The sequence below is a fragment of the Pelatocladus sp. BLCC-F211 genome, from assembly GCF_041928655.1.
Classification (GTDB): Bacteria; Cyanobacteriota; Cyanobacteriia; order Cyanobacteriales; family Nostocaceae; genus Pelatocladus.
Genome location: NZ_JBHFLM010000162.1, coordinates 12,040 through 26,752, shown reverse-complemented (window position 1 = coordinate 26,752; position 14,713 = coordinate 12,040). Strand labels below are relative to the sequence as shown.

8 protein-coding genes are annotated in these 14,713 nt (G+C 40.5%); 7 read left to right on the top strand and 1 reads right to left on the bottom strand.

The window, feature by feature from the left end; all coding sequences use genetic code 11:
* Positions 1–84 precede the first annotated feature (84 nt).
* The 7 genes from ACE1AT_RS20260 to ACE1AT_RS20230 all read left to right on the top strand — a co-directional run bounded on the left by ACE1AT_RS20260 (position 85) and on the right by ACE1AT_RS20230 (position 13,507).
* Entirely contained in the window at positions 85–5,082 is a 4,998-nt protein-coding gene (locus tag ACE1AT_RS20260) for a beta-ketoacyl synthase N-terminal-like domain-containing protein (protein ID WP_374871561.1), read from the top strand.
* Between the two features lie 165 nt (positions 5,083–5,247).
* On the top strand, positions 5,248–5,535 hold the full coding sequence (locus tag ACE1AT_RS20255; RefSeq protein ID WP_374871559.1) for an acyl carrier protein: 288 nt from the start codon (positions 5,248–5,250) through the stop codon (positions 5,533–5,535).
* The gene (locus ACE1AT_RS20250) at positions 5,532–7,130 is read left to right on the top strand and encodes an alkaline phosphatase family protein (protein WP_374871557.1); all 1,599 of its coding nucleotides are present in this window, start codon (positions 5,532–5,534) and stop codon (positions 7,128–7,130) included. The genes ACE1AT_RS20255 and ACE1AT_RS20250 overlap by 4 nt, the downstream gene beginning before the upstream one ends.
* A 173-nt stretch (positions 7,131–7,303) precedes the next feature.
* Entirely contained in the window at positions 7,304–9,958 is a 2,655-nt protein-coding gene (locus tag ACE1AT_RS20245; RefSeq protein ID WP_374871555.1) for an HlyD family secretion protein, read from the top strand.
* A 64-nt stretch (positions 9,959–10,022) separates the two neighbouring features.
* Positions 10,023–10,544: a hypothetical protein gene (locus ACE1AT_RS20240; RefSeq protein WP_374871553.1), complete on the top strand. Its 522-nt coding sequence runs from the start codon at positions 10,023–10,025 to the stop codon at positions 10,542–10,544.
* 97 nt (positions 10,545–10,641) lie between these two features.
* Positions 10,642–11,844, top strand: a complete 1,203-nt coding sequence (locus tag ACE1AT_RS20235; protein WP_374871551.1) for an alpha/beta hydrolase family protein — start codon at positions 10,642–10,644, stop codon at positions 11,842–11,844.
* Positions 11,845–12,631: 787 nt separating this feature from the next.
* Positions 12,632–13,507, top strand: a complete 876-nt coding sequence (locus ACE1AT_RS20230; protein WP_374871549.1) for an SDR family NAD(P)-dependent oxidoreductase — start codon at positions 12,632–12,634, stop codon at positions 13,505–13,507.
* A 114-nt stretch (positions 13,508–13,621) separates the two neighbouring features.
* Here the strand turns inward: ACE1AT_RS20230 and rfbB are convergent, their stop codons facing one another.
* On the bottom strand, positions 13,622–14,686 hold the full coding sequence (rfbB, locus tag ACE1AT_RS20225; protein WP_374871547.1) for a dTDP-glucose 4,6-dehydratase: 1,065 nt from the start codon (positions 14,684–14,686) through the stop codon (positions 13,622–13,624).
* Between the last annotated feature and the right edge of the window lie 27 nt (positions 14,687–14,713).

The following is a 14,713-nucleotide window of genomic DNA, read 5'->3' as shown; positions in this document are numbered from 1 at the left end:
TTACCCACCTTGAAAAGGCTGACCCTTACACCCTTACCCCCCACACCCTCAACGGATAGCATAAATGTTTAAGCGGACATGATAATGATTGTGTCAAATTCATCTCCCGACATTGCCATTGTTGGTATGTCTGCCTTATTTCCTGGAGCTAAGGATCTGCGTACATACTGGCAAAACATCTTAAATCAGGTTAATGCTGTTCGGGATGCATCTGATCAATGGGCAAAGCCTTATTTTGACCCTGATTCAACGGCAAATGACCGCATTTACACTCGCAAAGGTGGTTTTTTAGGAGATTTGGCGGAATTCAATCCTCTAGAATTTGGGATTATGCCGAGTTCGGTGGATGGTGGGGAACCAGATCATTTTCTGGCTCTTAAACTGGCGTGGGAAGCGCTGCTAGATGCTGGCTATATTGATCGCCCTTTTAACCGAGAAAAAACAGGTATTATTCTGGGTCGTGGGACTTATATTAATCGGGGCTACAATACGCTGTTGCAACATGGTCAGATTGTAGATCAGACGTTGGATTTACTAAGGCAATTGCATCCAGATTTAGATGAAAATACTTTACATGAGATTCGCAAACAGCTAAAAGCGAGCTTACCACCTTTCACGCCGGAGATGGCACCGGGACTAGTGCCGAATGTAATTACGGGTCGCATTGCTAATCGCCTCAACTTGATGGGGCCTAATTACATTATTGATGCAGCTTGCGCTTCTTCTTTGATTGCTGTGGAACTGGCGATGAAAGAGTTATTAAGCGATCGCTGTGACATGGTTTTAGCGGGAGGTGTTCATGCTTCCACACCGCCGCAAATTAACATGATTTTCTGTCAGTTGGGCGCTTTGTCTCGCAGCCATATTAAGCCTTTTGCCAGTGAGGCGAGTGGGACGCTGCTGGGCGAAGGTTTGGGAATTTTAGTTTTGAAACGGTTAGGCGATGCACAAAAAGATGGCGATCGCATTTATGCGGTGATCAAAGGTGTGGGTAGTTCCAGTGATGGTAAGGCTTTGGGACTTTTAGCACCGCGTTTGGAAGGGGAAGTACTAGCTCTCCAACGTGCTTACCAAGAATGTGGTGTTGACCCGACTACAGTTGGCATGATTGAAGCCCATGGTACAGGTATTGCTTTAGGAGATCAAACAGAGGTTTGTTCCTTGACCCAAATTTTTGGTCAACGTCAGGAACTACCTAAATGTGCTTTGGGTTCTGTGAAATCAATGATTGGTCACTGCATTCCCGCAGCTGGTGCCGCAGGGATGATCAAAACGGCGTTGGCATTATACCATAAAATTTTACCACCAACCCTGTGTGATGAAGTTAATCCTGCCCTAGAAATCGAAAAAACTCCTTTTTATATCAATACCCAGGCACGACCTTGGATTCATGGCGATCGCTCTACACCGAGACGGGCGGGTGTCAATTCTTTTGGTTTTGGTGGGATTAATGCTCATGCGGTTTTAGAAGAGTATCCCAGCCAAGCTGTACAATCAACCAAGTTATTGCATCAACAATGGCCTACAGAATTGCTGTTGTTTTCCGGTGAGCATCGAGCAGCTTTGCTAGAGTCTATTCACCAAATTCAACAAGTTCTGCAAAACCATTCTCAAATAAGTCTGGCGGAAATTGCCTACACCCTATCAACTCAATCTATCGCTTCCCATCGTTTGGCTATAGTTGCCAAAGACATTCCAGAATTACAGCAAAAACTTCGCCAAGCGGTTGAGAAATTACAAAATTCTGCAAAAAGCCGACTGCAAACTCGCAACGGTATTTACTATGCAGAAGTTGACGCCAATGTCAATCCTGGCAAGACGGCTTTTATATTTCCTGGTGAAGGGTCGCAATATTCCCAGATGCTGGCTGATTTGTGTCTTTATTTCCCGCAAGTACGCGAGTGGTTTGACTTCTTAGACGCGACCTTTAGTGAGAGACGAGCTTGTTTACCCAGCCAGCTGATTTTTCTCCCACCCACCAGCTTAACCCAAACAGAACGTCACCATGCCCAGCAACGATTATTTGGTATGGATGTCGGTTCGGAAACAGTGTTTACTGCCAGCATGGCATTATACGAATTGCTATGTAATTTGGGTGTTCACTGTGATGTCATGGTGGGACATAGCACAGGGGAGAATGCAGCACTAATTGCTTCTGGTACTGTTCGCTTGTCTGATCGGATGGAATTAATGTCCAAAATGCGCCATCTCAATCAGATTTACTTTGATTTAGAGGTGGGAAACAATATTCCCAAGGGCGCACTTTTGACGGTTGGGGCGATCGCACCTGAGATTTTGCAACAAATATTAGATGAGTTTGATGGGCGCTTACATTTGGCGATGGACAATTGTCCCAATCAGGTGGTTCTATTTGGTAGTGTCAATGATATTGATGCAGTCTCCAGTCAGTTACAAGCAATCGGTGGTATCTGTACCCGTTTACCTTTTGACCGTGCTTATCACACACCCTTGTTTGCACCTGTAGGGAATGCTTTTTTGGAATTCTACAATAATTTGGAGATTAATTCTAGTTACACACCTCTTTATAGTTGTGCAACTGCGGCACTTTTTCCTGATGAACCGGGAGAAATTCGGGCGTTAGCAGCACAACAGTGGTCTAGTCGGGTGCGCTTTCGAGAAACAGTTCTCCAACTTTATGAAAGCGGAGTGAAAAACTTTATTGAGGTTGGGCCTAGTAGTAATCTGACTGGCTTTGTCAGTGATATTCTTCATGGTCGAGAACACCAAGCCATAGCCAGCAACAGTCAACGATCATCAGGATTGGAACAAATTCAGCATTTGCTAGGACGGTTGTTTATCAATGGTAATGGTGTGGATACAAGCGCGTTGTACTTGCACCGACAAGTTAACCTTATAAGCCTAGATACGACAATGCAAGTTGGGGAAACCCAAAAATCTAGCCCGGTTCTGGAACTAACAATGCCGATTATGCAGTTGCAACCCGATTTTGTCAATCATGTCCGGGAAAAATTGCAAACAAGCAAAAGTGGATCTGCTTCTAATTTGGGTGCGATCGCATCAACTCCACCCAACCCACCTGCGATTCAACTACCAGAACCTGATCAAAAAGACGCGGAGCCATCGTCGCAAGAATTTGAATCTCCTGGGTTGACAGATGAACTATCCCCACGTCCCCGCGTCTCCCAACGCCAGGTGCTACAACTTTGGGAACCAAAGCAACGCACTGGCTCCTCTCCGCCTCCTCTTGAAGAAGAGCAGCGCTTATCAATTGTTTTAGATCACTTTGACTTGATGCAAGAATTCCTTGATAGTCAAGCACGGGTGATGAGCGCGCTACAGTCTCACCTGGCTGGTGTAGACAATGGGGTAATTGATGATTTTGTCAATACGTCTTTACCATTGCCAGATATCAATAATTGGCAAACATCCAGATTTGATCAAGCTTTCCCCCTATTAGGTGAGATTCTAGAACACGATCACCAGTATCTTGACTGTCAACGTCGCTTTGATATGCAGCGAGATATTTTTCTCTACGACCATACTATTGGCGGTCAAGTATCTCAGAGGCGTTTAGACTTGTTTCCCCTACCTGTGATTCCGTTCACTGTGAGTATGGAAACCCTCGCAGAAGCGGCAGTTTATTTGCTGGGTAAAGATAAAGTTGTAGTTGGACTTTACGACCTGCGTGGTTATCGCTGGCTGGCTCTTGATCGTGGTGATCTCACTCTCAAAATCAAAGCACAATTACAACCCCAACCAGATCCGCAAACTTGGGAAGTCAAAGTACAACTGTTTCAAGTGGGGGAAAGCAGTACTATCGATCACTTGGTATTTGAGGGTCATGTCCGTCTAGCACATCAATTTCCAGAATTAATAGCACCACTACCTTTTCACCTTGAGCGACCTGCACCTTCGCGCTGGTCTGATACCGATTTGTACTGTACGGGGATGTTCCATGGTCCGCGTTTCCAAGGTGTAAAGCACATTCGCCAATGGGGTTTGCAGGGTATCGAAGCTGATTTAGAAGCGATCGCCATTGAAGATTTCTTTAGTCATACCCAACAGCCAGTTTTCCAAATCGATGCAGGTTTACTTGATGCTGCTGGACAATTAGTCGGGTACTGGGTTTCAGAGCAGTTTGGCACTGATTTTAATGTTTTTCCTTTCCAAGTACGGGCATTTCATCAGTATGTCTCACCCCTACCACCCAACAGTGCGGTATTATGTCGCGGCTTAATGCGTTTTACTAGTGAGTGGCAAACTGAAGCGAGCTTTGATTTTCTTGATACCACAGGTCGGGTCATCGCTCGCTTGGAAGGATGGCAAGATCGCTACTTCAGTGTGCCACACAGATATTACCAATGTCGCTTGCATCCCCAAACTGCTTACTTATCAGATGCTTGGCTGCAAGCAGAAACTCAACTGATCATACGACGGATTGAACCGTTCCCGGAGCATTTTCTTGATGATTCTTGGAGTATTTGGAAACGTGTTTTAGCACATTTGATGCTTAATGAATCAGAACGAGATTTCTGGTACAATCTACTACAAAAAGGGACAGAACGTACGGACTGGTTGATTGGTTGCATTGCTGCTAAAGATACCATCCGTCAGTGGGCAAAGCAAAACTTTAATTTGCAACTTGCCCCGATTGATATAGAAGTTATCAGCACTACCACAGGTAAACTTGTTGTCCGTTGTCCAGAATTAGAGGCGATGGCGGGAGTTTTACCAAACATTGCCATTAGTCACGCTCAAGGTTTTGTAGTCGCAGCGATCGCGCACTCAGAAAAATCCATCGGTATTGATATCGAGCATTTTGACTCTATGCATACCGATCATTTAATTGCTACTACCTTCAGTGAATCCGAACTACAACAACTTCCCCAACTACAGCACAGTGACATGATTGGACTGTGGTCTGCAAAGCAAGCGGTAGCTCAAGCACTAGGTAAAGGACTGCAAAACGATCTGACCCAATGGTTAATCACCCATATTTCCAGCGATGGACAGTGGATCACTGTTAACTATAACGGTGAATCATTTGTCGTCCAACTTTGTTACAGCGATCGCCAAGTCCTAGCGATCTGTCAATACTAGGGATCGGGGACAAAACAAGTCAAAAGTCAAAAGTCAAAAGTCAAAATTAAGAACTTGTTGCCCAATGCCCAATGCCCAATGCCCAATGCCCAATGCCCAATGCCCAATGCCCAATGCCCAATGCCCAATGCCCAATGCCCAATGACCAATGACTAATTTCTCTTTATGCAAACTATAGACTCTCCTATTCAATCAACAATTATTGAGATTCTTGAAGACATTATCCAAGACTGGGATTTGGAATCAGATGAGATCAGTCTCGAAACCAAGTTAGTCGCAGACCTCAGCTTTGCTTCTATCGATATCATTCATTTTGTTGTTGCTATAGAAGACCATTTCAAGCAGAAATTCGGGTTTGCTCAATTATTGATGCAGGATAGTCGCTATGTTGATGACCTGAGTTTAGAGCAGATCGTGAATTTTGTTTCTAAGCAATTAAACGGAGGAGTATGACAAAAACACTATTTATTGGCTTAGACGGCGCGACTTTTACCGTGATCAATGAAATGACCCGCGACCTACCGGAAGTAGGTGTGACGATGCCTTTTTTGAAACAATTTATTGAAAATGGTGCGCGGGCGAAATTGCTTTCTACTCCTAATCCTTTGACTCCTCCGGCATGGGTTTCGATTATGACAGGTCGTACACCGGGAAATCACGGTGTTTATGATTTTATTCGTACTGAAGAAAAAGCCCAAGACGTTTATTTTACGCTATATGATGCTAGAGATATTCGGACAGAAACTATTTGGGCGATCGCTAGTCGGCAAAATTGCACTGTTGTAGCTTTAAACTTTCCCTTCACTGCTCCACCCCTACCTATTAATGGAGCTTTAGTACCAGGTTTTGTTCCGTGGAAACACTTACGTCGCAACACAACTCCACCAAATTTGTACGATCGCCTCAAGGAAATTCCAGATTTTGATCCCAAGGAATTAGCTTGGGACTTTGACCGTGAAAAACAAACTTTGGAGGTGATGAGTGATGAGGATTTAGAAAACTGGGTTCGCTATCACATCCCCCGCGATGAACAGTGGTTCCGAATCGCCGAGAAACTTCTCAAAGAAGATAATCCCGATTTGATGGCAGTATTGTTTGATGGTGTAGACAAACTCCAGCACCAAATTTGGATGTTTCTCGATCCTGCTTTGATCAGCGCTAATCCTTCTCCTTGGGAAAAACGGATGCGGGAACTGTGTCTAGAGTATTTCCGCAAGTTAGATACTTATATTCAACGCTTGGTAGAACTTGCTGGCCCTGAAGCTCAAATATTTATGGCCTCAGACCATGGCTTTACAGCCACAACAGAAGTGGTTCGCATCAATACCTTTCTGCACGAAAAAGGTTATCTGGTATGGAAGGAAACAGACGATTCCCAAGCTAGTAATAGACGTGAATCAAGTTGGTTTGCCAATCTAGATTGGGATAAAACTCTCGCATACTGTCGTACTCCCTCCAGCAACGGTATCACAATTCGTGTAGCTGAAAAACCAGGAAATCCAGGTATTCATCCTTCAGAATACGAAGCCTTCCGAGAAAAACTGATTCGTGATTTGGAGAATTTCCGAGATCCAAACACAGGAGAAAGGATTATCCAAGCAATTCATAAACGAGAAGATGTTTATTCTGGTGGTGCTATGCATGAAGCACCTGACTTGACTTTAGTGCTACGCGATTATGGTTTTGTCTCGATCAAAAATTACGAACCTGCGCTTGAACCACGCGACACACCAGCAGGAACTCACCATCCTGAAGGTATTTTCTTAGCAGGAGGATATGGAATTAAATCCAACTATGAAGGAAAGCGTCAAAATGTTGTAGATGTTCCAGCAGCCTTATTATATAGTCTTAATCTTCCTGTTCCAGCAGATTTTGAAGGTTACGTACCTGAAGATTTCTTTACTGAATCTCATATGGATTTCAAACCAGTAAAAATTGGTGTGTCTACTGTTACGGGTGAAGAAATAAATTCAGCAACAGGTGATATTAGTGAAGACGAAAAGCAACAAATTATTGCTCAACTACAAATGCTTGGCTACATGGAGTAAAAAGTATTTTTCACGAAGTCGGAAGTAGGAAGTCGTAAGTCGGAAGTAACAACTTTCGATTTCTGGCTTCCTACTTCCAACTTCACCTTAAGGGTTGCTTGTTTTGTGTTGGGGTTTAAATCCCCATTACAAAACCGTACTTCCGATTTCCGATTTCTGACTTACTACTTCTCATGTATAAACCATTAGAAAACCGCTGGCGTCAAGATTTAGAAATCAAAAGAATTCCCGAAGTAGGGAAAAAATCTGTATGTTATCAAGTTAAAGTTCCAGACTCTGAACAAATTTTTGAATTTGGGTTAGAAGAATATTTTCTCTGTCAATCAATGAATGGAATAGTTACTGCTGCGGAAATTGTAGACAAATTTAAATCGCGTTTTCATGTTCTGATTACTGAGACAGATTTTTTGCAATTTACTCATCAAATAGCAGAATTTAATCTGCTCGAATCATTTACAAGTACAGAAAATATACAAAATGGTTTACAGCCAAAATTACCATTACCAGATATCAGAGGTCAAGAAATTGCTAGAACATCATCTAATTTTAAATTTTCTAACAGAGAAAAGAAAAATAGAAAAGAGCAAATTTATTTATGGTATGCTGACCATCCTCATCATTTTTTTGCAATCCTGAAAAATATTTTTCAACCTTTCGGCATATTCTTTAAAATCTTAATTTGGGGATTAATACCTGGTATTCCTATCGCTTTCTTAACTTTATTTCATAATCAATTTGATTTTTGGTCTGACTATCTTGATGTCAGCAAGTCATGGTCTTATTTAGCAACTTATATATTTAATCTCATTCTTGCATCTCTAACAGCTAAGGTGGCTCAGGGCGTTGTTTTTACATCTTATGGTGGCACAGTTAGCAAATTTGGTATGGTTCTCGCTGGTGGATTTTTACCCCGCTTTTATATTGATAGAGAGGCGATATGGAAACTCCAGCGATCAAAACAACTGTGGACATTAGCAACTCCTGTAATCGCCAGACCTGTTTTATTTGTTTGGAGCATTTTGATATGGTACTTTCATCGTGAAACAGGAACACAATTAAGCAACTATGCGCTTCTGCTTGCTCATGCTAGCTTTATAGATTTTTTACTAGATGCAAGCCCTCTTTGGCCTTCTGATGGTTATGTATGGACAACTGCTTATTTTCGCCTACCACCTGATTTATTTCAAAGGTCTTTTTTAATTTGGCAGATGCTTCTTAACCGTCGTCCTTTACCTAAATCATTATCTCATAAACAAAAACTAGGACTGCAACTATTTTTTATCGCAGCAGCAATTTTTACATTATTAATGCTCTTTATTATTATCTCTTCTACTGCCCATGGTTTAGCAGCAAACTTTTCAGGTCTTTTAGGTAATGGTACAGGTTATATAATTTTGTTCGCCTTGTTGGTGCTAGCTTTACGCCAACCAATATCTAGATTTTTCAAAAACAAAAATAATTCACTAACAAAACATATGGTTACATCAGCAAAAGAATCAGCATATCCAAATGAAAAAATCAGTAAATCTTGGTTGAGTACGGTTTTAAAAGCACTAACTATGGTTGGTGGTGGTGTAGTTCTTTTACTACCATATTCTTACCGTTCTGGTGGCCAAATTAAATTAACAACTTCCAAACAACAGCAAATGCAAGCTGAAGTGGATGGAAAAATTACACGAGTTTTTTTCAAGGGTGGTGACAGTACTTGGGTAAAAGCCGGAACTGTAGTTGCAGTGATGGAATCTCCTGAAGTAAACAATGAATTTTCTAAAACACAAGAGCTGATAAATTCTCGACAAGCAGATTTAAGAAAACAACAAGCTGAATTGAGTCAACTGCTATCTACTCCTAAAAAAGAAGATGTGGATTTAGCTCAACAGCAAGTAGAAGTTGCAAAACAACAAATGGAAACTTCTAAACAAAAAGTAAAAGTTGCGGAACAACAAATAGAAGTATCTAAAAAATCACTTCTGACTGCTATTAGTAAATCAGAATTTAGCATTCGCGAAACTGAGAGATTTAAATATTTATTACAACAAGGTGCTTATTCTCAACAACAATATGAGGATGCTGATAGACGTGCTACGACAGAAATTAACACAGCTGAAGAAATTAAGCAAGATATAGAAAAAGCAAAACAAAGTTTACAAGAAGCCAAAGAAGATGTGTTAGTAAAATTACAAAATATCAGACAAGCAGAGGCTAATTTAAAGCTAGTGAAAAGTGGCCCATACCCACAGGAAATTGAAGCTGCTCGTGAGGAAGTAGTAGCTACAAATGCAGAAATTCAACGTCTCAGACAAGAACTCAAGTATCTCAATAATAAGATGAGGCGTACGATATTAAAAATGCCATTTGATGGATATATCGCAACTTCGGAATTACAACAAAAAGTGGGTAGATATTTGGAGCAAGGTGATACATTTGCGACTGTAGAAAATTCTCGTAATATTTATGGAGAACTCCAAATACCCGAATATGAACTAAGCGAAATCATATCTAATGGGAAGGTTGAAGTTAAATTATCTGCATATCCAAATGAACCTTTGATTGGTCGTGTAGTTTCAATTCAACCTGTGACAACAACTGATGACTCATTGAACAAAACTTCTACTAGTGCAGAATCAGGTAAAACAGTAGAATCTTCAAATCCACATTCTGGTCAAGTTGTCAAGGTAGTGGTAGAGATTCCCAAAACGGACAAGCTATTAAAATCTGGGATGTCTGGATATGCAAAAATTGAGGGTAGAACTATGCCAGTTATCCTCGCATTTACTCGTCCAATTGTGCGATTTATCCAAATAGAAATGTGGTCATGGATACCTTAATTGTTTTATTTGAATTTAAAGTTTATTTCTATAAATTCAGGTAAATAAAATTTCGGAGGTAGCTATGAATGTCGAGCGAATTTATGGTTCGAGCAGCTTGCAAGAGATTAAACAGCGACAAGAACAAATGGAATATCGTAGGCTCTGGCTGAAAACTTTAATAGATGAGACTCAACTAGAAATTGAAGCACTTCCACATCTTAAGGAGCAAATAACTCAAGAAAATCAAAAAACTACTTCTGTGTCTAAGATTTTAGGATTTATCAAAGGAATAATCTCTAATTCTGAAGCAGAGGTGATGGAAGAAAACAATAATATTTATCATCGCGGCACTATGCTGGAATTTATCGATGGGCTATCTGATTTTGCTCTGGAAATAGACCTCAACCTAACAACATTAGCAGATATTGAAAAACGCGAAGAAAAACTTAATTACCGTGCATCTTGGTTGAAACATTTATTAAAGATAACAGAAAGAGAATTAAATTTAATTTCTATGACGCAGGAAGAAGAACAAATTAATGACAATAATATCACTGAAATTAGTGATAGTTCAAAAACAATATTGAAAATACTGAATTCATAATATGAAATTATCAAGTTCTGATAACAGAGTGAGGAAATATATTCAGAAATGAGCCAAAAACTGTCAGTATTTTATCTATTGGATTAAGGAATTTAATGTGAAGAATAAAGTTTTATTAAAAATGCCAATTGCCCGATGTTTTGCCTTATTGATGCCAATAGTTTTATTGATATCTCCGACTCTGACTGCTTGTTCTTCTAAATTGAATAATAATCACGTGTTTGCTCAATCTTCGTCAACCTCACAAAGTGAACCCTCACAAATAGCATCTACATACACATCTAATCAGCCTTCTTACAATGTGGCGATCGCAGATAACCTCATACTCAGAGATTTACGGCGTCAGCGTCAAATACCCATTAAAGTTTCTTACCCAGAAGCACAAGGCAAGTTTCCCATAATTATCTTTTCTCATGGAACCGGAGCTTCCAAAGATGACTACGCTGCTTTAACCCGTTTTTGGGCTAGTAAAGGATATATCTGCATTCAGCCTACCCATGCGGATTCTATTGCTTTGAAAAAGCAACAAGGAGAATCTACTAACTTAAACGAAGCTGTTCGCGAAATTCTTACCGATTCCCAAGGATGGAAAGATCGCGCTGCTGATATATCTTTTATTATTAGTGCTTTGAACAGACTGGAGCTAAAAGTACCTGAGTTGAAAGGTAAGATGGATGAGCAACGTATTGGTGTTGGTGGTCATTCCTATGGTGCTTATACTGCTCAGTTGATTGGCGGAGCTACCATTGATATCCCAGGAGGAGCGAAAGGCCAAAGTTTCACAGATCCCCAAGTACGAGCAATCTTGTTACTGTCTCCTCAAGGAAGCGGTCAGCAGGGATTGACTCGCAACTCTTGGACAAATCTCAAGCTACCAATGATGATGATGACTGGTTCTAGAGACAGAGGCGCTCAAGGACAGGGGCCAGAATGGAAAGAGGAACCATTTAAGTATTCTCCTGCGGGTGATAAATATCTTGTTTTTATAGAAGGAGCCACTCACTTTTCCTTTAGTGGTAGACTCGCTCAAGGCGGGGGTGAAGCTCAAACTCAAGCTCAAAGGCGACCCGGTTGGAGATTACGAGAACGTTTCGGTGGCGGACAAGGTGATGGTTTGGGGGTTCGCAGACGCTTCGGTGGCGCTCAACAACAGGAAGAAAATATCTTCAATTATGTGAAAGTTGCTAGTGTGAGTTTTTGGGATGCCTATTTGAAACAAGATACTCAAGCCAAGAATTACCTAAAATCTGATGGATTGAAGACTGATAGTAATGGTGATGTCTCCATTTCTTCTAAGTAATGTTACTATAGGATCATTTGGTGACGTTATTTGCTTGATAAATACCTTGTCATAGCATTAACACACCAGCAACAAACTATTGGCACACCAGGGTGATATTACTTGTGTTTGATAAGTGCGATCGCACGGATCAAATACATAATTATTTTTCGTAAAAATAAATCTCTCCTGTATATTTCCAGGAGAGAATTTTTTATCTTAAGTTTTGTAGTGAGGACTTTAGTCCTCATAATAAGGGCTAGAGCCACCCGTAGCGTGTCTACAAGAATTCGGGGATATTTTTGATAACCTCTTTTTTTAACAAAATTCAGACAAATTTGAATTTATTGTCACGGAATTAGGTTATTAATCAACAAGGATTAAGAAATACTTATAACTCTTGGAAAGATTTGATATTTAGATATTAATCAGCAAAAATAGCCAATATTAGGCTTTTTTCTCATTTATTTTGCTTGCAAAAATATTGCTCATTCTATATATAGTCCCTAAAAATTATTTAATTGTTAAGAACTATTTAGAAATTCTTATAAAAAAATATTGCTAGTAATTGAGGTAATTGTTAAAGTGTGTATTGGCAATAAAATTGGTAATCCTAGTAACAATAACAGGAGTAAACTATGAGCCACATCCATTCTGCCGATCGCGTCAAAAGTTAATTTTCGGCTTAGGATTATTTAGTGCAATTCAAGAATTAATTTTGTCTTAGCCTGTACCGTGATGCAGAAAAGTTGTGAAGGTGATCCTATGGTTCAGGTGCGGTAAGACTAGAATTTGGAGGATAAAATCCATGAATATTCAAGGCAAGGTCGCTCTTATTACTGGAGCTTCCCGCGGTATTGGACGTGCCATTGCTCTGGAATTAGCGCAAAAAGGCATGAAACGGCTGATTTTAGTGGCACGCGATCGCCAAAAGTTAGCAGAGGTCGCTCAAGAAATCGAAACAATAGGTTCAGAAGCCATAATCATGGCCTTAGATTTGACGAAACCAACCTTTGTCAATGTTGCTGTTGCCCAACTTTGGCGTAGTTATGGCCCAATCCACTTACTGGTAAATTGTGCAGGTGTAGCCTACCAAAACTCATTTTTGCAATCGAAATTACCTCAAGTTCAAGAGGAACTTTCTCTCAATATATTGGGGACTTATACCCTGACTCATATGATGGCCAGACGTATGGCAAATCGGGAAGAAGGAACAATAGTTAATGTCTCCAGCTTGATGGGGAAAGTCGCTGCGCCGACGATGGCGACTTACTCAGCTACTAAGTTTGCACTGTTAGGTTTTACCCAAGCTTTACGCCGCGAACTTGCTCAATACAAGATCCGAGTCATAGCATTATTACCTACTCTGACAGATACTGACATGGTGCGCGATTTAGAGTTATTTCGGTGGATAATGCCGATGACTCCCGAACGAGTAGCTCAAGCATTTGTATGCGGATTACAAAAAGACTCATCGGAAATTTTGGTTGGATGGCAAAGCTATCTGGTAGTTTGGTGTCAGCGTTTTGCTCCTTGGTTGCTGGAGATAATTTTACAAATCTCAACACCTAAAGTTCAAGGTTCAACAAAACAAAAAGCTGAAAAGCGAAATATATTCAGGCTAAAAATGAATTCGTCACCAGACTTTTCACATTTTGCAGATAGTTTTGCCAAACTTAGATAGTTTATCAAGTGTGAATTTTTAGTTTGTAGTAAGCACTTTAGTGCTTAAAAAATAAGGACTCAAGTCCTTACTACGAACTTTCTTCTCAATCAATTTAACGAATTCGGCGGAAGCTTAGAAAACATAATTTTTTTGGTAATATGCCTGATACTCTTGCGATAATAGAGGTTTCCACCAGTTCTCATGGGTGAGATACCATGCAACTGTCAGACGCAAGCCTTCTGCAACAGTAACTGAAGGTGTCCAACCTAACTGAGTTTGAATTTTAGTAGCATCAATGGCGTATCTGCGATCGTGTCCAAGTCTATCTTTGACAAAAGTAATTAAGTTCGCTGCTGGACGCACAGGTAAATTAGGGGCTAATTCATCCATAAGCTGACATAACATCTGCACCAAATTGATATTTTCTACTTCATTATTACCGCCGATATTGTAAGTTTCTCCTGGTATACCACGATGAATCACTACATCTAAAGCACTACAATGATCGCCCACATAAAGCCAATCCCGGACATTTTTACCATCACCATATACGGGTAATCGTTTACCAATTAAAGTATTAATACATATCAGTGGTATTAATTTTTCGGGAAACTGATAGGGGCCATAATTATTAGAGCAATTCGTGATAATTGTTGGTAGGCCATAAGTATGGTGATAAGCATGAACTAAGTGATCACTACCAGCTTTTGATGCAGAGTAGGGACTATTGGGGCTATAGGGAGTAGTTTCACTAAAAGGTGGGTCATTGGGATTTAGACTACCGTAAACTTCATCAGTAGAAACATGCAGAAAGCGGTAGTTTGTAGGTAAAGAATTTGTTTGCCAGTGTTGACGAAAAGCTTCTAGTAAAGTGTATGTACCCACTACATTAGTTTCGACAAAAGCACCGGGGCCTAAAATTGAGCGATCGACATGAGACTCGGCGGCAAAGTGGGCAATAGTATCAATATTCTCTGTTTCTAGTAGTTGATTGAGCAACGAGCGATCGCATATATTTCCTTGGACAAAACGAAAATTATCTTGCTTCTCCAACCCTGCTAAGTTGGCAATATTTCCTGCGTAAGTCAAAGCATCTAAAACTACCACCCGCTCACTAGGATAATTTTGACACCAATGATGCACAAAATTCGAGCCAATAAATCCCGCACCACCAGTTATTAATAACCGACGACTCATTTTACTCACTCCTCTTATCAGTTATCA

What these genes read in the sequence shown, in the direction of transcription:
- ACE1AT_RS20260 (WP_374871561.1), top strand. Translation starts at nt 85, where the DNA reads ATGATTGTGTCAAATTCATCTCCCGACATTGCCATTGTTGGTATGTCT.
- ACE1AT_RS20255 (WP_374871559.1), top strand. Translation starts at nt 5,248, where the DNA reads ATGCAAACTATAGACTCTCCTATTCAATCAACAATTATTGAGATTCTT.
- ACE1AT_RS20250 (WP_374871557.1), top strand. Translation starts at nt 5,532, where the DNA reads ATGACAAAAACACTATTTATTGGCTTAGACGGCGCGACTTTTACCGTG.
- ACE1AT_RS20245 (WP_374871555.1), top strand. Translation starts at nt 7,304, where the DNA reads ATGTATAAACCATTAGAAAACCGCTGGCGTCAAGATTTAGAAATCAAA.
- ACE1AT_RS20240 (WP_374871553.1), top strand. Translation starts at nt 10,023, where the DNA reads ATGAATGTCGAGCGAATTTATGGTTCGAGCAGCTTGCAAGAGATTAAA.
- ACE1AT_RS20230 (WP_374871549.1), top strand. Translation starts at nt 12,632, where the DNA reads ATGAATATTCAAGGCAAGGTCGCTCTTATTACTGGAGCTTCCCGCGGT.
- rfbB (WP_374871547.1), bottom strand. Translation starts at nt 14,686, where the DNA reads ATGAGTCGTCGGTTATTAATAACTGGTGGTGCGGGATTTATTGGCTCG.